Annotated in this window: 2 protein-coding genes; both read right to left on the bottom strand. The window is 73.0% G+C overall.

The window, feature by feature from the left end; translation table 11 throughout:
- Window positions 1-70: 70 nt before the first annotated feature.
- Window positions 71-2842, bottom strand: a complete 2772-nt coding sequence (locus RVR_RS31060; protein WP_202237219.1) for a helix-turn-helix transcriptional regulator — start codon at window positions 2840-2842, stop codon at window positions 71-73.
- A gap of 387 nt (window positions 2843-3229) precedes the next feature.
- Window positions 3230-24322 (bottom strand): type I polyketide synthase, encoded by a 21093-nt coding sequence (locus RVR_RS38750; RefSeq protein ID WP_202237218.1) that lies wholly within the window; start codon window positions 24320-24322, stop codon window positions 3230-3232.
- Window positions 24323-24325: the final 3 nt, after the last annotated feature.

Here is a 24325-nt window from a genome sequence, read left to right as displayed (position 1 = left end):
ACCGGACACGGAAGGGCCGCCGCCCCGCCCGGGCAGGGGCGGGGCGGGGCGGCGGCCGGAACGGCGGGCGTCAGGACGCGAGGCTGGCCGGCAGCTCGCGGCGGTGCCGTATGTTGAGCTTCCGGTAGGCCCGGGTCAGGTGCTGCTCGACGGTGCTGACCGTCACGAAGAGCTTGTCGGAGATCTCCCGGTTGGTGTGGCCGCGGGCCGCGAGCGAACACACCCGCAGCTCGGCCTCGGAGAGCACCCCCGCCACCACGTCGTCGGACGGCGGCAGGCTGCGCGGCTGCTCCACCGGGACACCGGCGACCGGCTTGGGCATCAGCGACGAGCACAGCCCCTCGGCGCCGCACTCGCTGGCCATCCGCCACGCCTGGCGGACCAGCAGCCGTGCCTGCGCGGCCGCGCCCTGCCGCTGGTGCGTCCGGCACAGCTCGACCAGCGTCAGCGCCAGCTCGTAGCGGTCCCCGGCGGTCTGGAGCATGTCCACCGCCGTGCCCAGCAGGTGGGCCTGCTGCGACGAGGGCCGCGTCATGGCCTGCACCCGCAGCGCGACCCCCAGGGTGCGGCGCTGCCCCCGCTTGACCAGCGCGAGGTGCTCGTCGGCCAGCCGGCCGGCGCGCTCGCGCTGCCCGCGCTGGAGCCACACCTCCACCGCCCCGGTCCGCCAGGGCGCCAGCGCCGGAGAGTCGAGGTCCCACTCCTGCGCCTTCTCGCCGCACTGGATGAAGTCCGCGAGGGCCGCGTCGTAGTAGCCGGTGGCCAGGTAGTGGCGGCCACGGGCGTAGAGGTAGTGCAGCCCGAACCGGGTCTGGAACAGGCCCGGCGGGACCGGGCTGTTGACCAGTTCGGCGCTGGCCGCGTGGTCCCCCATCGCCGTCCGGGCCTCGATCGCGGTGGCCAGCGGCATGCCGATCTCGACGCCCCATGCCTCCACCGACATACTGCGCAGCGCGGCCTCCGCGGACTCCGCGGCACTGCGCAGCGAGCCCCGGCGCAGCGCGATCATCGCCCGTGTCGAGGTGAACAGGGCGTGCCAGGTGGGGGCGTGGCGCTCGGTGGCGGCCGTCTGGAGCCGGCCGCACCAGGCGGCCGCCGACTCCAGCCGGTCGGCGTAGACCAGCGCCGCGATCGCGGAGTTCAACGAGCTGATGGTGTCGTCCTCGGCCAGCAGGTGCTGGAGCACCCGCTCCGCCTCGGCCACCAGCACGTCGTCGGGGCCGCGCTTGAGGACCGCCCAGAGCGTGTGGATGGCCGACAGCCGGGGCCGCCCGATCTGGTGCGAGGGCACCTGCCGCTGCTGCTCCGGCGGGAGGTCGCCCACGAGTTGCTGGTGGACCCCGGGGTAGGTGAAGGCCAGCCACAGCCGGGTCACGTCCAGCTCCAGCGTGAGCCGCTCCGCCGGTGTCCCGTCGGCGCCTCCGGCGAACAGCGGCCCCATCAGTTCGACCGCGTCGGTGACCCGGCCCTGCACCAGCAGCCGGTGGGCGACCTTCAGGCGCAGGGACCCCGGCAGGTCCCCGGCCCTGGCCGGGGCGACCAGGGACAGCATGATGCGCGCGGCCGCCTCGGGCTGGTCCCGCCACTTGATGCGCGCCAGGTTCGCCTTGATGGCATGGCTGCGGCCCTGGTCCTGGCAGCAGTTGTCGGCCAGTTGCAGGCACTGCTCCGCGAGGGAGACCCGGTCCTCGCGCAACGCCTGCTTGGCCGCGTCCATCAGGAACTGCGGCGCCCAGTCGTCCTCCACGGCGCCCGCGGCGATCAGGTGCTGCGCGACCACGATGACGGGCGCGCCGTCGTTGCGCAGCAGCCCGGCGACCCGGTGGTGCAGCCGGGTGCGGTCCACGGCCGACATGTTGTCCAGCACGGCCGAGCGGATCGCCGGGTGGCGGAAGCGGAGCCCCTCGATCAGCCGGGACTCGGTGAGGATCTTCATCGCCGCGTCCACGTCGCGCTTCTCCAGCCCGACCAGCCGGGCGAGCAGCGTGGACGAGCCGGCGCCGTTGGTGATCGCCAGCCCCCGGGCCACCCGCAGCCCGTTCAGGCCGCTGCGGCGGGTGCAGGCCACCGACGCCTCGCGGAACAGGTCGGCGGCGACCGGGTGGTAGCCGGTCTCGGGGTGCGCGGGCCGGGCGGTGTGGTCGCTGACCAGGGCCTGCGCCAGCAGCGGGTTGCCGCCGCTCATCGCGTAGAACCCGGGTGCGTACTGCTCCGCGGCCGCCGGTCCGAACCGGTCCGCTATCAGCCGGGCCATGCCCACCTCGTCGAAGGCGCCCAGCCGCACGTGCGCGACACCGGGCCGGCACGCCAGTTCGGCGAGCACCCCCTCGCAGGGCGCGGCCCCGGACGGGCCGAGCGTGAGGAGGATGGTGACCGGGTTCCGGCGGCAGCGCCGGATCAGGTAGAGCAGGCAGGCCAGCGACTCGGAGTCGACGTGCTGGATGTCGTCGACGCACAGCACGACCGGCTGGTGCGCGCTGAGTTCGACCAGCAGCGCGTGGTACGCCTGCATGGCCTGGGCCGCTCCCGCCTCCATGCCGAGGTGGGACCACTCCTCCTTGGCCCGTTGTAACGGGACGTGCAGGTCGGTCTCGGCGCCGGCGAGTTCAGCGCTCTGGAAGAGCTGCTCCACCACCGCGTACGGGATCGCGCTCTCCACCTTGGAGCCGACCGCACCGAGCACCATGTACCCGCGTGCCGCGGCTCTGGACACCACGGCCTCCAGCAGCGTGGTCTTGCCGAACCCGACCGCACCGCTGATGACACCCGTCGCGCCGTTCCCCTCGGCGCATGTGTCGAGCAGTTCTGTGAGCTGGTCGAGGCATTGGTCGCGCTCCAGCATGTTCCTGGGAACCCCTCTGTTGGTCGTTGCGGCGTCTCGCAAGGGTTCTGCTCCGGCCGGCGTCCGGTCGCCATTCGGTGCGTGTGAGGTGCGTGTGCATTCCTGGTGCTGATGGAGAGCCTGCCCAGCCCAGCTCAAAGACGGGTCAAGATCCGCGCAAGACGGGGAAGAAGGCGGTTCACCCGGCATATGCCACGGCGGGCGGTTCTCCCCCTGAGGTGCGGCGTCGCACACGGCGCACGAGGGCTGCCGCAGGTGTACGGGGCCGGGCGGTGTGCCGCCCGCGGCCGCGTGGGCGGCCGGCTGCGGAGGGGGGCGCGGGCGCCTTCCGCGGGAGCCGGGCGGCTCCCGCGGGAGGGCTGGGTGCCGTCCGCGACGGAGCGATCGCTAACCGACCCGGGCGGTCACCCCCGCCAGCCACGCGCGCACGGCGGCCGCGGTGGAGGCCGCGAACTGCCGGTCCATGATGCTGAAGTGGTCGCCCGGCACGTCGATGACCTCCGACGCGGCGACCGGCGTCTGCCAGCCGGCGCCGTCCTCGGCCACCACCGGCTCGCTGGCGCGGACCAGGCAGGAGGGCGCCGTCAGTCCCTCCGGCCGCCAGTCGAGCAGCAGTTCCCCGCAGATCCAGGCCGAGGCGGTGATCTCCTCCAGCCGGAACCCCTCGTCGGCCTGGCGCCGGTCCAGGGCGCGGGCGCGCTCCAGGCCGACCCGGGCCATCTCGTTCTTCCACCGCTTCAGCACCGGGCTGTCCATGGGATACGAGTCGAGGAGCACCACCGCCAGCGGGTCGCTGCCCCGGCGCTCCAGTTCCCGCGCGATCTCGTGGGCGAGCACGCCGCCGGAGGACAGGCCGGCCAGCGCGAACGCGGAGTCGCCGACGTACTCCTGCACCGCGTCGGCCAGCGTCGCGATCAGCACCCGGCTGTTCTCCGGCAGCGGGGCGTCCGCCGCGAAGCCCGGGGCCACCAGGGCCGAGACCTTCCAGTCGGCGGCCAGTTCGGCCGCGAACCGGTTGTAGGTCTGCGGTCCGTTCAGTGCCAGCGGCGGGCAGACGCAGACCAGGTGCGGACCGGTGTCCCCGGCCGACAGCCGCACCGGCACCGGCCGCCGCTCCAGCGCGGTGGCATCGGCGTACCGCGGGCGCAACCGCGCGGCACTGAGCGCGAACGCGTCACCGAGGTCGGCGCGGCCGCTCTCCAGCGCGTTGAGATAGAGGTCCTGCATCGGGTCCCTGGGGGCGACCGCCTCCGGCTCGGCGGCGGCCGGGCCGGCGTCGCCGAACCTCGCACTGAGGAAGGCGGCCAGGGTGGCGGCGTCCGGGTGGTCGAAGACGAGCGTCGCCGGCAGGGACATGCCGGTGGTCGCCTGGAGGCGGTTCCGCAGGTCGACGGAGGTCAGCGAGTCGAAGCCGAGCTCACGGAACTCCTTCGTGGTGTCCACCCCGTCACCCGGCGCGTGACCGAGGACGAGGGCCACGTGGTCGGCGACGAGCCGCAGCAGGTACGCGTCCCGCGCATCGGCGTCGGGCAGCGCGGCCAGCCGGCGGGCCAGGTCGTCGGGGTCGTTGCGGTGTCCGCCGGCGGCACGCCGGGCCGGCTGCCCGACCAGGGTGCGCCACAGCGGGGGCAGTTCGTCGCGGGTCCGCAGTGCCGCGAGGTCGAGCCGGGTCAGGGCGACGGCCGCCTCCGGGCTGCCCAGGGCCGCGTCGAACACCGCCAGGCCCTGCTCCACCGTGAACGGCGGCGTTCCCGACGCCGTGATCCGCCGCATGTCCGCGTCCGACAACTCACCCGTCAGACCCGCACCTTGGGCCCACGGACCCCAGGCCATCGACACCGCCGGCAACCCCTCCAGCCGCCGATACTGCATCAACGCGTCCAGGAACACGTTGCCCGCCGCGTAGTTGCCCTGCCCCGGACTACCCACCACACCGGCCAACGACGAGAACACCACGAACGCCGACAGATCCATCCCCGCCGTCAACTCGTGCAGATACCACGCCGCATCCACCTTCGGCGCCAACACCCGATCCAACCGCTCGGTGTCCAGGGAGGTGATCACCGCGTCCTCGACGACACCGGCCGTGTGCACCACCCCGGTCAGGGCGACACCGGCCAACACCTCGGCCAGCGCCGCACGATCCGCGACGTCACACGCGACCACACGCGCCCGCGCCCCCAACTCCGCCAGCTCCGCCACGAGTTCGGCGCCGCCACCACTACGGTTCAGCAGCAGCAGATCCCGCACCCCGTGCACCGCCACCAGGTGACGCGCCACCTCACGGCCCAGACCACCCGTACCACCCGTCACCAGCACCGTGCCCGCACCAAAGCCCACCGACCCCGCCGCGTCCCCGTCAGCCGCAGCCGCGACACGGACCAAGCGCGCGGCCCGCACCACACCATCGCGGACCACGAGCTGCGGCTCACCGGAAGCCACCGCCCCGACCACCACAGCACGGTCCACGGACCCGACCCCCTCACCGGCACCAAGGTCCAGCAAGGTGATCCGCCCCGGATTCTCCGCCTGAGCCGAACGCACCAGACCCCACACCACCGACGCCGCCACATCCGCCAACACCTCCCCCGGCACCGCCGACACCGCACCCCGCGTCACCACCACCAACCGACCCTCCGCACACCGCTCATCCCCAAGCCACCCCTGCACCTGCGCCAACACCCAACCAGCCAACCCATGAGCCGAACCCACCACCTCACCCGCCGTACCGACCGCCTCCAACACCACGACCTCACCCGGAACCACATCCTCCGGAGCCCGGAACACCGCCACACCCCCATCCACGCCCACAGACATGCCCGCGTCCGTGCCCGTGCCCGTGTCCGCGCCCGCGTCCACCTCCGGCAGCGTGACCACCGATGACCAGTCGACCGCCAGCACCGCACCCGCCTGCGCGCCGCCGACCACGCCCCCGGCCGCCACCGGCCGCATCACCAGCGAACCGATCGTCAACACCGGATCACCGTTGCCGTCGGCCAGTTCGACGCGCAGGCTGTCCGGCCCCGTACGCGCCACCCGCACCCGCGACGCCACCGCACCACCCGCGTGCAGCGTCACCTCACCGAAGCTGAACGGCAACCGACCCGCCGGCGCCGGATCCAGCCCCACGAACGCACTCGCCTGGAGCGCCGCGTCCAGCAACGCCGGATGCACACCGAACCTCCGCGCCCGATCGGTCTCCTCCTCCCCGACCGCCACCTCGGCAAAGACCTCACCCTCCGCCTGCCACACCTGGCGCAGACCCCGGAACGCCGGACCGTAGACGAAACCGTGGTCGGCCGTCAGCTCGTAGAAGTCCGAGACGTCGACGGACGAGGCGTCGGCCGGCGGCCACTGCCACCCACCCGCAACCACGTCCGCGGGCAGGGCATCGCCGAGCACCGCGGTCGCATGCCGTGTCCACGGCTCCTCGTCCGCGGCACGCGCGTACACCGTCAAGGACCCACCGTCTCCGACCACCACCTGCACCTGAACACTGCCGACCGCGGGAACCACCAACGGCGCCTCCACGACCAACTCCCGCAGACCACCCGCACCCACCGCGTCCGCACCGCGGATCGCCAACTCCACGAACCCCGCCCCCGGGAAGACCACCGTCCCGTGCACCGCGTGATCCCCCAACCACGGCTGCGCCCGCAACGACAACCGCGACGTCAACACCACCGTCCCCGACTCCGGCACCGACACCACCGCACCCAGCAACGGATGCTCCGCCGACACCAGACCCGCAGCCGCCACATCACCGACGGGCTTCGGTTGCGCCCAGTAGCGGCGGCGCTGGAAGGCGTACGTCGGCAGCTCGACCCACTCCGACCCCCGCCCGCCGGTCAGTCCGACCCACTCCACCGGCACCCCGTGCACGAACAGGTCACCCGCGGCCAGCAACGCCATGGCCAGACCCTCACGGTCCTTGCGCATCAACGCCACCGCCACCGCATCCGACGCGTTCGCCTGCGCCAGACCCGCCACCACACCATCAGGACCCGCATCCACGAACACGTCCACACCCTGCGCGGCCAACCACGCCACACCGTCCGCGAACCGCACCCCCGAACGCACCTGCTGCGCCCAGTACTTCGGCGACGTCATATCCGCCGGCTCACCCGTCAGATTCGACACCACCGCAATCCGCGGCTCCGAGAACGACACATCCGCGATCGCCGCCAGGAAGTCGTCCACCATCGGCTCCATCAACGCCGAATGGAAGGCGTGCGACACCCGCAGCCGGGTCGTCTTCACCCCCAACGCCTTGAAATGCTCACCGACCGCGAGCACAGCGGACTCCTCACCGGAGACCACCACCGAACCCGGCGCGTTCACCGCCGCGACAGAGACCCCGTCGGACAGATGCGGCAGCACCTCCTCCTCCGGCGCGGCAACCGCCACCATCGCCCCACCCACCGGAAGCGCCTGCATCAAACGCGCCCGCGCCCCCACCAACCGGCACGCATCCGCCAGATCGAACACCCCGGCCACATGCGCGGCCGCCACCTCACCAATGGAGTGCCCCAGCAGGTAATCCGGTGTGATACCGAACGACTCCAACAGCCGGAACAACGCCACCTCGACCGCGAACAACGCCGGCTGCGCCCAACCCGTCGAATTCAACGCATCCGCGTCCCCACCCCACACCACCCCCCGCAGCGGAACGTCGAGGTGCCGGTCCAACTCCGCCACCACCTCGTCGAAAGCCGCCGCGAACACCGGCGACTCCCCGTGCAGCCGGCGCCCCATCCCCAGCCGCTGCGCACCCTGACCCGCGAACAACACCGCCACCCGACGACCACTCCGCGCCACACCCTCCACCGCGTTGCCCGCCGCCTCACCGGCCGCCAACGCCCGCAACCCCGCCGTCAGTTCCTCACGCCCACTGCCCACCACCACCGCACGGTGCTCGAACACCGACCGCGACAACAACGCCCCACCCACATCCACCGGATCCAGCCCCTCGGCCACCGACAACAACCGCTCCGCCTGCGCCCGCAACGCCCCCTCCGAACGACCCGACACCACCCACACCGACCCCGACCCGGACTCGGACTCGGACTCGGACTCGGCCCCAGCCTCTCCCGCGACCTCGACCCGCGCCTCGACCTCGGCCTCGACCTCCACCCCAGGCGCCGCCTCCAGGATCACGTGCGCGTTCGTCCCCGAGACACCGAAGGACGACACACCCGCCCGGCGCGGACGACCGCTCTCCGGCCAGGCCATCTCACCGGTGACCAGTTCGACGCTGCCCGCGGACCAGTCGACCTGCGAGGACGGCGCGTCCACGTGCAGCGTGCGGGGCACCACCCCGTTCTGCATCGCGAGCACCATCTTGATCACGCCGGCCACACCCGCGGCCGCCTGCGTGTGACCGATGTTCGACTTCAACGACCCCAGCAGCAGGGGCCGTTCCTCCGGCCGCCCCTGGCCGTAGGTCGCCAGCAGCGCCTGCGCCTCGATCGGGTCGCCCAGCGTCGTGCCCGTGCCGTGCGCCTCCACCACGTCCACATCGGACGGTGCCAGGGAGGCCGCCGCCAGCGCCTGGCGGATCACCCGCTGCTGCGACGGGCCGTTCGGCGCCGTCAGGCCGTTCGACGCACCGTCCTGGTTCACCGCGCTGGAGCGCACCACCGCGAGCACCCGGTGCCCGTTGCGCCGGGCTTCCGACAGCCGCTCGACGACCACGACGCCGACGCCCTCGGACCACGCGGTCCCGTCCGCCGCCTCCGCGAACGCCTTCACGCGGCCGTTGGCGGCGAGGCCGCCCTGGCGGCTGAACTCCACGAACCCGCCGGGCGTGGCCATGACCGCCACCCCGCCGACCAGCGCGAGGGAGCACTCCCCCGAGTTCAGCGCCTGCCCGGCCCAGTGCAGCGCCACCAGGGACGACGAGCAGGCCGTGTCCACGCTGACCGCGGGGCCCTGGAGGCCGAGGGTGTAGGCCACCCGGCCCGACAGCACGCTCAGCAGACCGCCGGTCAGCAGGTGCCCCTGGGCCTCCGGGGTCGCGCCGGCGACCTCGCTGTAACCGGACGGCGCGGCGCCGATGAAGACTCCAGTGGCGGTCCCGGCCAGCGCGGCCGGGTCGATGCCCGCGTGCTCCAACGCCTCCCAGGACGCCTCCAGCACCAGCCGCTGCTGCGGGTCCGTCGCCATCGCCTCACGCGGGGAGATGCCGAAGAAGCCCGCGTCGAAGCCGCCCGCGTCCTCCAGGAAGCCGCCCTCCCGGGTGACCGAGGAGCCGGCGCGCTCGCCGTTCGGGTCGTACAGCGCGTCGAGGTCCCAGCCGCGGTCGTCCGGGAAGCCGGACATCACGTCGACGCCGTCCGTGACGACCCGCCACAGGTCGGCCGGGTTGTTCACCCCGCCGGGGAAGCGGCAGGCCATGCCCACGATCACCATCGGGTCGTCGGTGCTCCCGGCCACCAGCGCCGGCAGCGCGTCCTCGGCCTGCGCCGACGTGTCGCCGAAACGCTCGGCCAGGTAGTCCGCGATCCGCCCGGCGTTGGGGTAGTCGAAGACGAGGGTGGTCGGCAGGCTCAGCCCGGTGACGGTCTGGAGGCGGTTGCGGAACTCCACCGCGGTGACCGAGTCGAAGCCCAGTTCCTTGAACGCCTGGGCGGCGTCGACCTGGTCGCCCGAGTCGTAGCCGAGCACGGCGGCCGCGTGGTCGCGGGCCGCCGCGAGCAGGTGGTCGCGGCGCTCCCGCGCGGTCATGGACCGCAGGTGGTCGACGCCCTCCTCCTGCTCCTCCGGGTCGGCGGTGGCAGCCGCCTCCGGCAGCAGCGAGAACAGGCGGCTGGGACGGGCCATGCCGAACGCCGGAACGAAGCGCGACCAGTCCATGTTCGTGACCGTGACGTTGGTGTCGCCGTCGCTGAGCGCCCGGTGCAGGGCGGCGACCGCCGCCTCCGGCTGCATCGGGTGGACGCCGAGCCGCTCCAGGTACTGGGCGTAGTCGGCGTCCGCCGCCATCATGCCCGGCGCGTCCCAGGCGCCCCACGCCACGGACAGCGCCGTCAGGCCCCGGGCCCGGCGGTGTCCGGCCAGGGCGTCGAGGCAGGCGTTCGCCGCGGCGTAGCTGCCCTGGCCCGCGCTGCCCCAGGCAGCCGCCCCCGAGGAGAAGAGGACGAACGCGTCCAGCTCCAGGTCCTGGGTGAGTTCGTCGAGCAGCAGCCCGCCGGCGACCTTGACCCGTAGCTGCGCCTGGAGCGCCTCCGCGGTGAGGGTCTCCACGGCCCCGGCCTCGTCCACCACGCCGGCCGCGTGCAGGACGCTGCGCAGCGGCAGTTCCGCCGGGACGGAGGCGATCAGCTCCGCGAGGGTGTCGCGGTCGCCCACGTCACCCGCGACCACGCTCACCCGGGCGCCCGCCGCTTCGAGTTCGGCGCTCAGCTCCCGGGCGCCGTCCGCGGCCGGGCCGCGCCGGCTGACGAGCACCACGTGCTCGGCGCCGACCCGGACCAGCCAGCGCGCCACGTGCGCGCCGACCCCGCCGGTACCGCCGGTCACGATCGCCGTGCCGCTGGTCCGCCAGGAAGCGGGCAGCGTGGGCGCCGCGGCGTGGACCAGGCGCCGGGCGAACAGCCCGGACGACCGGACGGCCACCTGGTCCTCTCCGTGCCCGCCCGCGACCACGGTGCGCAGCCGCTCCCGCACCGCGTCGTCGATCACGTCGGGCAGGTCCAGCAGACCGGCCCACCGCTCGGACAGCTCCAGGGCGGCCACCCGCCCGATGCCCCACGTGGCGCCCTGCCAGACCCCGCTGACACGCTCCTCGGGGCGTACGGCGACGGCGCCGCGCGTGACCGCCCACACCGGGGCCCGCAGGTGCTGGACCAGCCGGACGGTGGACAGCAGTCCCTCGACGTCGTCCCGGGCCGACAGCAGCGACAGCACGCCGGGGCAGGCGGGGCTCAGCTCCGGGGCGGAGCCGTCGTCCTCGATCAGCTCGCCGCCGACGGCCTCGGCCACGGCCGCCGACCACGGGTCGTCGGCGTGTCCCTCGGGCACGATCACCGCCCAGCGCGCGGCGGACGGGTCGAGGGGGCGGCCGGTGGCGGACACGGGTGCCCACGTCTCGCGGTAGCGCCAGCCGTCCGCCTGCGACTCGGACTGCCGCTGGTCGCGCCACCGCAGCATGGCGGGCACCACGTCCGACAGCGTGGTGCTGTCCACGCCGAGGGAGCGCGCGAGGTCGGAGACGTCGGTGCTCTGCATCGACGCCCAGAACTCCGCGTCCACCGGGTCGCGCAGGGCGGCGTCGCCGACCGCCGAGGACTGCTGCGGCCAGTAGCGGCGGCGCTGGAAGGCGTACGTCGGAAGATCCACCCGACGCGGCTTCCGGTCCGCGAACAGACCGTTCCACGTCACGGGAACGCCGTGCACGAACAGCTCCGCGGCCGACAACAGGAACCGGTCCAACCCACCCTCATGACGACGCAACGTCCCCGCCGCCACCACACCCTCACCCAACGTGTCCTGCACCGCCACCGTCAACACCGGATGCGGACTCACCTCAACAAACACCGAGAAACCATCCGCCGCCAACGCCCGCGTCGCCCGCTCGAACTCCACCGTCTGCCGCAAATTCCGATACCAATACCCCCCATCCAAACCCGCCGTATCCACCCGCTCACCCGACACCGACGAATACATCGGCACCCCAGACGACACCGGCGCCAACCCCGCCAGATCATCAAGAACCCGATCCTCGATCAACTCCACAAACACCGAATGCGACGCATAATCCACCGGCACCCGACGCGCCCGCACCCCCCGCTCCTCACACACCACCAACAACGCATCCAACTCCTCCACCGGACCCGCCACCACCACACCACCAGGACTGTTCACCACCGCCACCGACACACCCCCCGACAACAACCCCCGCACACCCTCCACCGGCAACGACACCGCCACCATCCCACCCCTACCCGCCAACGCCCCCGCAATCGCCCGACTCCGCAACGCCACCACCCGCGCACCATCACCCAACGACAAACCCCCCGCCACACACGCCGCCGCAATCTCCCCCTGCGAATGCCCCACCACCGCAGCCGGCACCACACCCCACGAACGCCACACCGCAGCCAACGACACCATCACCGCCCACAACACCGGCTGCACCACATCAACCCGCCCCAACACCACCTCATCCCCCTCACCCAACACCCCCAACAAATCCCACTCCACAAAAGGCCTCAACGCCTCCCCACACAACTCCATCGACTCCCGAAACACCGACGAGGAATTCAGCAGACCCGCCGCCATACCCACCCACTGCGCACCCTGACCCGGGAAGACGAACACCACCCGACGCTCCTGACCACCGCCGGCAGCGCCGCCCACCAGGTTCCCGGCCGGCTCACCCGCCGCCAACGCCCGCACACCCGACACCAGTTGCTCACGATCCGAACCCACCACCACCGCCCGGTGGTCGAACAGCGAACGCGACAACAACGCCGCACCCACATCCACCGGCTCCACCGAACCCGCCGACCCGGACGACTCCACAGCCGCCAGCAGACGACCCGCCTGACCCCGCACCGCGGCCGCCGAACGCCCCGACACCACCCACGCCACCGGAGCAGCCCCACCCGCACCCGCGGCCGGCTCGTCCTGAACGCCCGGAACGACTCCGACCTCGGCCTCGGCCTCGGCCTCAACCTCGGGAGCCTCCAGGATCACGTGCGCGTTCGTCCCGGAGATACCGAAGGACGACACACCGGCCCGGCGCGGGCGGCCGTTCTCCGGCCACGGCGTGGCCTCGGTCAGCAGCCGCACCTGACCCTGGCTCCAGTCCACGTGCGTGCTCGGCTCGTCCACGTGCAACGTCTGCGGCAGCACCCCGTGCCGCATCGCCAGCACCATCTTGATCACGCCCGCGACACCCGCCGCCGCCTGCGTATGACCGATGTTCGACTTCACCGCGCCCAGCCACAGCGGCCGGTCCTCCGGCCGGTCCTGGCCGTAGGTCGCCAGCACCGCCTGCGCCTCGATCGGGTCGCCCAGGGACGTGCCCGTGCCGTGCGCCTCCACGGCGTCCACGTCACCGGAGTTGAGCCCGGCCGCCGCCAACGCCTGCCGGATCAGCCGCTGTTGGGAGGGGCCGTTCGGCGCCGTCAGGCCGTTCGACGCGCCGTCCTGGTTCACCGCGCTGGCGCGTACGACCGCCAGCACCCGGTGCCCGTTGCGCTCCGCGTCCGACAACCGCTCCACCACCAGCACACCGACGCCCTCGGACCAGCCGGTGCCGTCCGCACCGTCCGCGAACGCCTTGCAGCGTCCGTCCGACGCGACGCCGCCCTGCTGGGAGAAGCTGACGAAGGTGCTCGGGGTGGCCATCATGGTCACGCCGCCGACCAGGGCGAGGGAGCACTCCCCCGCGCGCAGCGCCTGGCCCGCCCAGTGCAGCGCCACCAGGGACGACGAGCAGGCCGTGTCCACCGTCACCGCGGGACCTTCGAGACCCAGCGTGTACGCCACCCGGCCGGACAGCACGCTCTGGGCGTTGCCGGTGAGCATCTGCGGCTCGGCCTCGTCGAGGGCGTCGCCGATGACCTCGCTGTAGCCGGACTGGTAGCTGCCGACGAAGACGCCGGTGCTGCTGCCGGCCAGCCGCTCGGGGGCGATCCCGGCGTGCTCCAGCGCCTCCCACGACGTCTCCAGCAGCAGCCGCTGCTGCGGGTCGGTGACGAGCGCCTCGCGGGGCGAGATGCCGAAGAAGCCGGCGTCGAAGTCGAGCGCGTCGTCCAGGAAGCCGCCCTCGCGGGTGGCGGAGGTGCCCGAGCGGTCGCCCGCCGGGTCGTACAGCGCCTCCAGGTCCCAGCCGCGGTCGGCGGGGAAGGGGGACATGCCGTCGCCGCCGTTGGCGACGAGCTGCCAGAAGCCGTCGATGTCCCGGACCCCGCCCGGGAAGCGGCAGGCCATGCCGACGATGACGAGCGCGTCGTCGTCCACGGAGACGAGCGGTGGCAGGGCCACCGCCGACCCGCGCGGGGCGTCGCCGAACTGCTCGGCGAGGTAGGCCGCGAGGCGCCGCGCGTTCGGGTAGTCGAAGACCAGCGTGGCCGGGACGGTGAGTCCCGTCGCGGCCTGGAGCCGGTTCCGCAGCTCGATGGCGCTGAGCGAGTCGAAGCCCATGTCCCGGAACGCCTGGGCGGTGTCGATCTGCTCGCGGGAGGCGTACCCGAGCACCGCCGCCACGTGGTCGGCGACCAGGGCCAGCAGGTCCTCCTCGCGGTCGGCGAGGGAACGGCCCGCGAGGCGGTGCGCGAGGTCGTCGGGGGCGGCGCGGTGGTCGCCGGCGGCGCGCCGGGCCGGTTGCCCGACCAGGGTGCGCCACAGCGGGGGCAGTTCGTCGCGGGTCCGCAGTGCCGCGAGGTCGAGCCGGGTCAGGGCGACGGCCGCCTCCGGACTGCCCAGAGCCGCGTCGAACACCGCCAGACCCTGCTCCACCGTGAACGGCGGCGTTCCCGACGCGGCGATCCGCCGCATGTCGACATCCGACAACTCACCCGTCAGACCCGCACCTTGGGCCCACGGACCCCAGGCCATCGACACCGCCGGCAACCCCTCCAGCCGCCGATACTGCATCAACGCGTCCAAGAACACATTGCCCGCCGCGTAGTTCCCCTGCCCCGGACTACCCACCACACCGGCCAACGACGAGAACACCACGAACGCCGACAGATCCATCCCCGCCGTCAACTCGTGCAAATACCACGCCGCATCCACCTTCGGCGCCAACACCCGATCCAACCGCTCGACGGTCAACGACGACACCAGACCGTCATCCACCACACCAGCCGTGTGCACCACACCCGTCAGACGCACACCCGCAAGCACCTCCGCCAGCGCCACACGATCCGCGACGTCACACGCGACCACACGCGCCCGCGCACCCAACTCCGCCAGCTCCGCCACGAGTTCGGCGCCGCCACCACTACGGTTCAGCAGCAGCAGATCCCGCACACCGTGCACCGCCACCAGGTGACGCGCCACCTCACGGCCCAGCCCACCCGTACCACCCGTCACCAGCACCGTGCCCGCACCAAAGCCCACCTCTCCCCCCGCGTCCCCGTCAGCCGCAGCCGCGACACGGACCAAGCGCGCGGCCCGCACCACACCGTCGCGCACGACCGCTTGCGGCTCACCAGCGGCCACCACCCCCGCGACCAGGCCCGCGTCCACGGCGGAGGCCCGCTGGTCGAGGTCGAGCAGGACGATCCGCCCCGGATTCTCCGCCTGCGCCGAACGCACCAGACCCCACACCACCGACGCCGCCACATCCGCCAACACCTCCCCCGGCACCGCCGACACCGCACCCCGCGTCACCACCACCAACCGACCCTCCGCACACCGCTCATCCCCAAGCCACCCCTGCACCTGCGCCAACACCCAACCAGCCAACCCATGAGCCGAACCCACCACCTCACCCGCCGTACCGACCGCCTCCAACACCACGACCTCACCCGGAACCAGATCCTCCACGACGAGGTCCTCCGGGGCGCCCACCACCCGAAGGGGCGCCCCGGGCCCGGCCGCCTCGTCCAAGGCGACCACCGACGACCAGTCGACCGCCAGCACCGCACCGGACCGCACCCCACCGGCCACGCCCCCGGCCGCCACCGGCCGCATCACCAGCGAACCGATCGTCAGCACCGGGTCACCGTTGCCGTCCGCCAACTCCACACGGACGCTGTCCGCCCCCGTACGCGCCACCCGCACCCGCGACGCCACCGCACCACCCGCGTGCAGCGTCACCTCACCGAAGCTGAACGGCAACCGACCCGCCGGCGCCGGATCCAGCCCCACAAACGCACTCGCCTGGAGCGCCGCGTCCAGCAACGCCGGATGCACACCGAACCTCCGCGCCCGATCGGTCTCCTCCTCCCCGACCGCCACCTCCGCGAAGACCTCACCCTCCGCCTGCCACACCCGCCGCAGACCCCGGAACGCCGGACCGTAGACGAAACCGCCCTCGGCCATCCGGTCGTAGAAGTCGGACACGTCGACGGACGAGACGTCGGCCGGCGGCCACTGCCACCCACCCGCACCCGCACCCGCGCCCGCGGGCAGGGCCTCGCCGAGCACCGCGGTCGCATGCCGCGTCCACGGCTCGTCACCGGCGGGCCGCGCGTAGACGACGGCGGTCCCGCCGTCCACGACGACCTGGACCTGGACGCTGTCGGAGGCGGGGACGACCAGCGGCGCCTCCACGATCAACTCCCGCAGCCCGCCCGCGCCCACGGCGTCCGCACCGCGGATCGCCAGCTCCACGAAGCCGGTGCCGGGGAGGATGACCGTGCCCTGGACGGCGTGGTCGGCCAGCCACGGCTGCGTGCGCAGCGACAGCAGCGAGGTCAGCACGACCGTGTCCGACTCAGGAACCGACACCACCGCGCCCAGCAGCGGGTGTTCGGCCGACGCCAGACCCGCGGCGGTCACGTCGCCGCCCGCGAGGGACGCCTGCGGCCAGTAGCGGCGGCGCTGGAACGCGTACGTCGGCAGGTCCACCCAGCGGGGCTCGCGGCCCGTGAAGAGGACGTCCCACCGCACCGGCACCCCGTGGACGTACAGCCGCCCCACCGCGTGGTGGGCGACCTGGCCGCCGGTGCGGTCGCCGCGTTGCAGTGCCACGGCGGTCGCGCCGGCGGCCCCGTTGAGGTCCACCAGTCCGGCCAGCACCGCGTCCGGTCCCGCCTCGACGAAGGCGTCCACACCGTGCGCGGTCAGCCATGCCAGTCCGTCCGCGAAGCGGACCGCCGAACGCACCTGCTGCGCCCAGTACTTCGGCGACGTCATGTCCGCCGGCTCGCCCGTCAGGTTCGACACCACCGGGATCTGCGGCTCGGAGAACGACACATCCGCGATCGCGGCCAGGAAGTCGTCCAGCATCGGCTCCATCAGGACCGAGTGGAAGGCGTGCGAGACGCGCAGCCGGGTCGTCTTCACCCCCAGCGCCTTGAAGTGCTCACCGACCGCGAGCACCGCGGACTCCTCACCGGAGACCACCACCGAACCCGGCGCGTTCACCGCCGCGACAGAGACGCCGTCCGACAAAAGCGGCAGCACGTCGTCCTCGGAAGCGGCGACGGCCACCATCGCCCCACCCGCCGGAAGCGCCTGCATCAAACGCGCCCGCGCCGCCACCAACCGGCACGCATCCGCCAGTTCGAAGACCCCGGCGACGTAAGCCGCAGCCACCTCACCGATGGAGTGCCCCAACAGGTAGTCCGGTGTGATGCTGAAGGACTCCAACAGCCGGAACAACGCCACCTCGACCGCGAACAACGCCGGCTGAGCCCAACCAGTGGAGTTCAACGCCTCGGCGTCCTCACCCCACACCACCTCCCGCAACGGAACGTCGAGGTGCCGGTCCAACTCCGCCACCACCTCGTCGAAAGCCGCCGCGAACACCGGCGACTCCCCGTGCAGCCGGCGGCCCATCCCCAGCCGCTGCGCACCCTGACCGGTGAACAACACCGCCACCCGACGGCCGCTCCGCGCCACACCCTCCACCGCGTTCCCCGCCGCCTCACCGGCCGCCAACGCCCGCAACCCGGAGACGAGTTCCGAGCGATCCGCACCCACCACCACCGCACGATGGTCGAACGCCGACCGCGACAACAACGCCGCACCCACGTCCGCCGGGTCCAGCCCCTCGGTCGCCGACAACAGCCGCTCCGCCTGCGCCCGCAACGCCGCCTCCGTACGGGCCGACACCACCCACACCGTCTCGGAGGCGTGCTCGGGGACCGTGTCGGCTCCGGATGCGGACGCCGCCGCCTCCACGCCGGTCGCCCCGGTGCCGGTCGTCCCGGTACCGGTCGTCCCGGTACCGGTTGCCATGCCCGTCTGCGCGCCGGTGGCGGCCTCCGTGCCGGGGGCGGCTTCCAGGATCACGTGCGCGTTCGTCCCCGAGATCCCGAACGACGACACACCCGCGCGGCGCGGACGACCGCTGTCCGGCCACGGCGTGGCCTCGGTCAGCAGCCGCACCCGGCCCTGCTCCCAGTCCACGTGCGTGCTCGGCTCGTCGACGTGCAGCGTCTGCGGCAGCAGCCCGTGCCGCATCGCCAGCACCATCTTGATCACGCCGGCCACGCCCGCGGCCGCCTGCGTGTGGCCGATGTTCGACTTCACCGCGCCCAGCCACAACGGCCGGTCCTCCGGACGGTCCTGGCCGTACGTCGCCAGCACCGCCTGCGCCTCGATCGGGTCGCCCAGCGTGGTGCCCGTGCCGTGCGCCTCCACCGCGTCCACGTCCGCCGCGTCGAGACCCGCGGCCGCCAGCGCCTGGCGGATCACCCGCTGCTGCGACGGACCGTTCGGCGCCGTCAGGCCGTTCGACGCACCGTCCTGGTTCACCGCGCTGGAGCGTACGACCGCCAGCACCCGGTGCCCGTTGCGCTCCGCGTCGGACAGCCGCTCGACGACCACGACCCCCATGCCCTCGCTGAAGCCCGTCCCGTCGGCGGCCTCGGCGAACGCCTTGCACCGGCCGTCGGCCGACAGACCGCCCTGCTGCGAGAACCCGACGAAGGTGTGCGGAAGCGCGTTGACCGTCACGCCCGCCACCAGGGCGAGCGAGCACTCGCCGCCCCGCAGCGCCTGACCGGCCAGGTGCAGCGCCACCAGGGAGGAGGAGCAGGCGGTGTCGACCGTCAGCGCCGGTCCGACCAGGCCCAGCGCGTACGCCACCCGGCCGGACAGCACGCTCTGCGCACCGCCGGTGAGCAGTTGCGCGTTCGCGTCGGAGTCCGTCATCGCCTCGCCGGCGACCTCGGAGTAGCCCGACTGGTAGCTGCCGACGAACACACCGGTCGCCGAGCCCGCGAGCGAGACGGGGTCGATGCCGGCGTGCTCCAGCGCCTCCCACGAGCCTTCGAGCAGCAGGCGGTGCTGCGGGTCCGTCGCCAGCGCCTCGCGCGGCGACATCGCGAAGAAGCCCGCGTCGAAGTCCATGGCGCCGTCGACGAAGCCGCCCGCGTGGGCCAGCTCCGTCAGGAGGCCGGTGTCCCAGCCGCGGTCGCCGGGGAAGCGCGTCATGGCGTCCCGCCCCTGCGCCAGGAGGTCCCACATGCCGTCCGGGTTCCAGACCCCGCCCGGGAAGCGGCAGGACATGCCCACGATGACCAGTGGATCGTCGTCGACCGACCGCAGCACCGGCAGCGCGTCGACCGGGACGGCGGAGACCCCGCCGAGGCGCTCGCCCACGTACTCCGCGAGGCGTACGGCGGTCGGGTAGTCGAAGACGAGCGTCGAGGGCAGGCCCAGGCCGGTGACGGCCTGCAACCGGTTGCGCAGTTCGACGGCCGTGAGCGAGTCGAAGCCGATCTCCCGGAAGGGCTTGGCCTCGTCGATGTCGGCGCCGGACGGGTAGCCGAGCACCGAGGCGACGTGGTCGCGCACCAGGGTCAGCAGGTGGGCGGCGCGCTCCTGGGCCGGCAGCGCGGCCATGCGCTGCGCGAAGCCGTCGCCGCGCACCTCCTGCGCGGCCACCGCACGGCGTACGGGCCCGGGGACCAGGCCGCGCAGGACCGCCGGGAGTTCGCCCTGCGCACGCAGGCGTGGCAGGTCGAGCCGGGCCAGCGCGAGGACGGGGCGGTCGGCCGCCAGCGCCTGGTCGAAGAGCGACAGGCCCTGTTCCACGGTGAGCGGCGGCACCCCGGAGCGCGCGATGCGGCGCATGTCCACCTCGGACAGGGTTCCGGTCAGGCCCACCTCCTGCGTCCAGGCGGCCCACGCCATCGAGACGCCGGGCAGGCCGTCCTGGCGGCGCTGTTCCATCAGCGCGTCCAGGAACATGTTGGACGCGGCGTAGTTGCCCTGCCCCGGGCTGCCGATCTGCCCGGAGAACGACGAGAACACCGCGAAGACGCGCAGGTCGGCGTCCCGGGTCAGCTCGTGCAGGTGCCAGGCGGCGTCGACCTTCGGCCGCATGACCCGGTCCATCTGGTCCGCGGTCAGCGACGCGACGGTCCCGTCGTCCAGGATGCCCGCGGTGTGCACCACACCGGCCAGCTTCGTGCCGGCGAGCGCCGCCGCCAGGGCCTCGCGGTCGGCGACGTCGCACGCGGCGACGGTGGCCCGGGCGCCCTGGGCGGCCAACTCCTCGACGAGTTCGGCGGCGCCCTCGGCGTCGCCTCCCCGACGGCTGAGCAGCAGCAGGTCGCGCGCACCGTGGCGGGCCACCAGGTGCCGGGCCACCTCGCGGCCCAGGCCACCGGTGCCGCCGGTGACCAGGACGGTGCCGTCGAGGGCGACCGGGGCGGGCTCCTCCTCGGAGCCGGGCACCCGGGTGAAGCGCGGACTGCGGAACACCTCGCCGCGCAGGGCGAGTTGCGGCTCGTCCGCCGCGAACGCGCGGGCCACCAGAGCGGCGTCGAGAACGGCGTCCGGCGCGGCGTCCGGCGCGATGTCGAGCAGCACGAAGCGGCCCGGGTCCTCGGTCTGCGCGGAGCGGACCAGGCCCCACACCGAGGCCGCGGCCAGGTCGGTGACGGTCTCGCCCGGGCCGGCGGCGACCGCGCCCCGGGTCACGACGGCCATGCGCGTGCCGGTGAACGCCTGGAGCCGGCCGAGCACCCAGTTCGCCGTCGCGTGGACGGCCTCCACCACCTGGTCGCCCTCCGGGGCGACCTCCAGGACCACGAGGTCGGACGGTTCGGCGTCAGTGCCGGCGTCGGAATCGGCGTCGGAATCGGCGTCGTCCGTGGCCACCGCGGCAGGCGTGGCGCCCGCGGGGCCTCGGACGACGGTGAACCCGCCATCCTGGACGCCGGCCTCGGGCGCCGGTACCTCCACCCAGTCGAGGGCCAGCATCGCGCCGGGCCGTGCCTCGCCGGCCAGCGTCTGCGCCGTGAGCGGCCGGAGGACGAGGGACCCGATCGACAGCACCGGTTGTCCGGCCTCGTCGGCGAGTTCCAGGGCGACGGCGTCGGGTCCCGCGGGCGTGATCCGCGCCCGGACCCGGGTGGCCCCGGTGGCGTGCAGGGTGACGTCGTTGAAGGCGAAGGGCAGCCGGCCGAGCTCGGTGGGTTCGAGGTCGGCGAACGTGGAGGGGTGCAGGGCGGCGTCCAGCAGCGCGGGGTGGATGCCGAACGCGCCCGCGCCGGTCCGCTCGTCCTGCGGGAGGGCAATGTCGGCCAGGATGTCGCCGTTGTGCCGCCATGCCCGGGTCAGGCCCTGGAAGACCGGGCCGTAGCCGAACCCGCTGTCGGCGCTGCGCTGGTAGAAGTCCTCCAGGTCGACCGGCGTGCTGCCCGCCGGCGGCCACTCCCCGGCGAACTCCCCCGCCTCGACGGCGAGGGCCTCGGTGCCGGTCGAGCCGCTGGCGTGCCGGGTCCACGGCTCGTCCTCACCCGCACGGGCGTAGACGGCGACGGTATGGTCCTCGGCATCGACCACCACCTGCACCTGGACGCTGTCCCGCTCCGGCACCACCAGTGGCGACTCCACGATCAGCTCGCGCACCCGGCCCGCGCCGGCGGCGTCCGCACCGCGGATCGCCAGCTCCACGAACCCCGTCCCCGGGAAGATCACCGTCCCGTGCACCGCGTGGTCCCCCAACCACGGCTGCGCCCGCAACGACAACCGCGACGTCAACACCACCGTCCCCGACTCCGGCACCGACACCACCGCACCCAGCAACGGATGCTCCGCCGACACCAGACCCGCGGCCGCCACGTCCCCCGCCACCAACGAAGGCTGCGGCCAGTAGCGGCGGCGCTGGAAGGCGTACGTCGGAAGATCCACCCGACGCGTCCGCCGCCCGGCGAACAACCCGTCCCAGGCGACCGGCACCCCACGGACGAACAGCTCCGCGGCCGACAACAGGAACCGGTCCAACCCACCCTCATGACGACGCAACGTCCCCGCCGCCACCACACCCTCACCCAACGTGTCCTGCACCGCCACCGTCAACACCGGATGCGGACTCACCTCAACAAACACCGAGAAACCATCCGCCGCCAACGCCCGCGTCGCCCGCTCGAACTCCACCGTCTGCCGCAAATTCCGATACCAATACCCCCCATCCAAACCCGCCGTATCCACCCGCTCACCCGACACCGACGAATACATCGGCACCCCAGACGACACCGGCGCCAACCCCGCCAAATCCGCCAACACCCGATCCTCGATCAACTCCACAAACACCGAATGCGACGCATAATCCACCGGCACCCGACGCGCCCGCACCCCCCGCTCCTCACACACCACCAACAACGCATCCAACTCCTCCACCGGACCCGCCACCACCACACCACCAGGACTGTTCACCACCGCCACCGACAACCCCCCCGACAACAACCCCCGCACACCCTCCACCGGCAACGACACCGCCACCATCCCACCCCTACCCGCCAACGCCCCCGCAATCGCCCGACTCCGCAACGCCACCACCCGCGCACCATCACCCAACGACAAACCCCCCGCCACACACGCCGCCGCAATCTCCCCCTGCGAATGCCCCACCACCGCAGTCGGCACCACACCCCAAGAACGCCACACCGCAGCCAACGACACCATCACCGCCCACAACACCGGCTGCACCACATCAACCCGCCCCAACACCACCTCATCCCCCTCACCCAACACCCCCAACAAATCCCACTCCACAAAAGGCCTCAACGCCTCCCCACACAACTCCATCGACTCCCGAAACACCGACGACGACTCCAACAACCCCGCCGCCATACCCACCCACTGCGCACCCTGACCCGGAAAGACGAACACCACCCGACGACCCGCACCGGACCGCACCCCATCCGCGACCACGTTCCCCGCCGGCTCACCCGCCGCCAGGGACGACAACCCGGCCACCAACTCCTCACGCCCCGAACCCACCACCACCGCCCGGTGGTCGAACAGCGAACGCGACAACAACGCCGCACCCACATCCACCGGCTCCACCGAACCCGACCACTCCGGCGACTCCGACGACTCCACAGCCGCCAGCAGACGACCCGCCTGACCCCGCACCGCGGCCGCCGAACGCCCCGACACCACCCACGCCACCGGAGCAGCCCCACCCGCACCCGCGGCCGGCTCGTCCTGAACACCCGGAACGACTCCGACCTCGGCCTCGGCGTCGGCCGCTACCTCGGGAGCCTCCAGGATCACGTGCGCGTTCGTCCCGGACATCCCGAACGCGGACACACCGGCCCGGCGCGGGCGGCCGTTCTCCGGCCAGGCCACCGACTCCGTCAGCAGCCGCACCTGCCCACGGCTCCAGTCCACGTGCGTGCTCGGCTGGTCCACGTGCAACGTCTGCGGCAGCACCCCGTGCCGCATCGCCAGCACCATCTTGATCACCCCGGCGACACCCGCCGCCGCCTGCGTATGACCGATGTTCGACTTCAACGACCCCAGCCACAACGGCCGGTCCTCCGGACGGTCCTGGCCGTACGTGGACAGCAGCGCCTGCGCCTCGATCGGGTCGCCCAGCGTCGTACCGGTTCCGTGCGCCTCCACCACGTCCACATCGGCGGACGACAGTTCCGCGGCCGCCAACGCCGTGCGGATCACGCGCTGTTGGGAGGGGCCGTTCGGCGCCGTCAGGCCGTTGGACGCGCCGTCCTGGTTCACCGCGCTGGCGCGCACCACGGCGAGGACCCGGTGCCCGTTGCGCTGTGCGTCCGACAGCCGCTCCACCACCAGCACACCGACGCCCTCGGACCAGCCGGTGCCGTCCGCGGCGTCCGCGAACGCCCTGCACCGCCCGTCGGACGACAGACCGCCCTGCCGGCTGAACTCCACGAAGGTGCCCGGCGTCGCCATCACCGTCACACCGCCGACGAGTGCCATCGAGCACTCGCCGGCCCGCAGCGAGTGGCCGGCCAGGTGCAGTGCCACCAGCGACGACGAGCAGGCCGTGTCCACCGTCACCGCCGGACCCTCCAGGCCCAGCGTGTACGCCACCCGGCCGGAGACGACGGCGGGAGCGTTGCCCGTCAGCACATGGCCCTGGAGATCGTCGGACGACCCGCTCATGACGTCGCTGTAGCCGTAGGGCGCGGCGCCGATGAAGACGCCGGTCGGAGTGCCCGCCGCCTTGCGGGGGTCGAGGCCCGCGTGCTCCAGCGCCGCCCAGGACGCCTCCAGCAGCAGCCGCTGCTGCGGGTCGGTGGCCAGGGCCTCGCGGGGCGAGATGCCGAAGAACTCGGCGTCGAACCCGCTGGCGTCGGCGAGGAACCCCCCGCCGTTGGGGATGTCGTGCAGCAGCTCGGTGTCCCAGCCACGGTCGGTCGGGAAGCCGCCGACCGCGTCGCCTCCCTCGGCGACCAGGCGCCACAGGCCCTCGGGGTCCTCGACACCACCGGGGAACCGGCAGGCCATGCCCACGATCGCCAGTGGCTCGCTCACCGCGTCCGCGAGGTCCTGGTGCTCCTTGCGAAGACGCTGGTTCTCCAGAAGCGACGCGCGCAGCGCCTCAACGATCTTATCCGAGGACTGAGTCATTTT

Origin of the sequence: Streptomyces sp. SN-593 (assembly GCF_016756395.1) — a bacterium.
Taxonomy (GTDB): domain Bacteria; phylum Actinomycetota; class Actinomycetes; order Streptomycetales; family Streptomycetaceae; genus Actinacidiphila; species Actinacidiphila reveromycinica.
The sequence above is the reverse complement of the archived record's forward strand: the minus strand, read 5'-3'. Positions and strand labels throughout refer to the sequence as shown.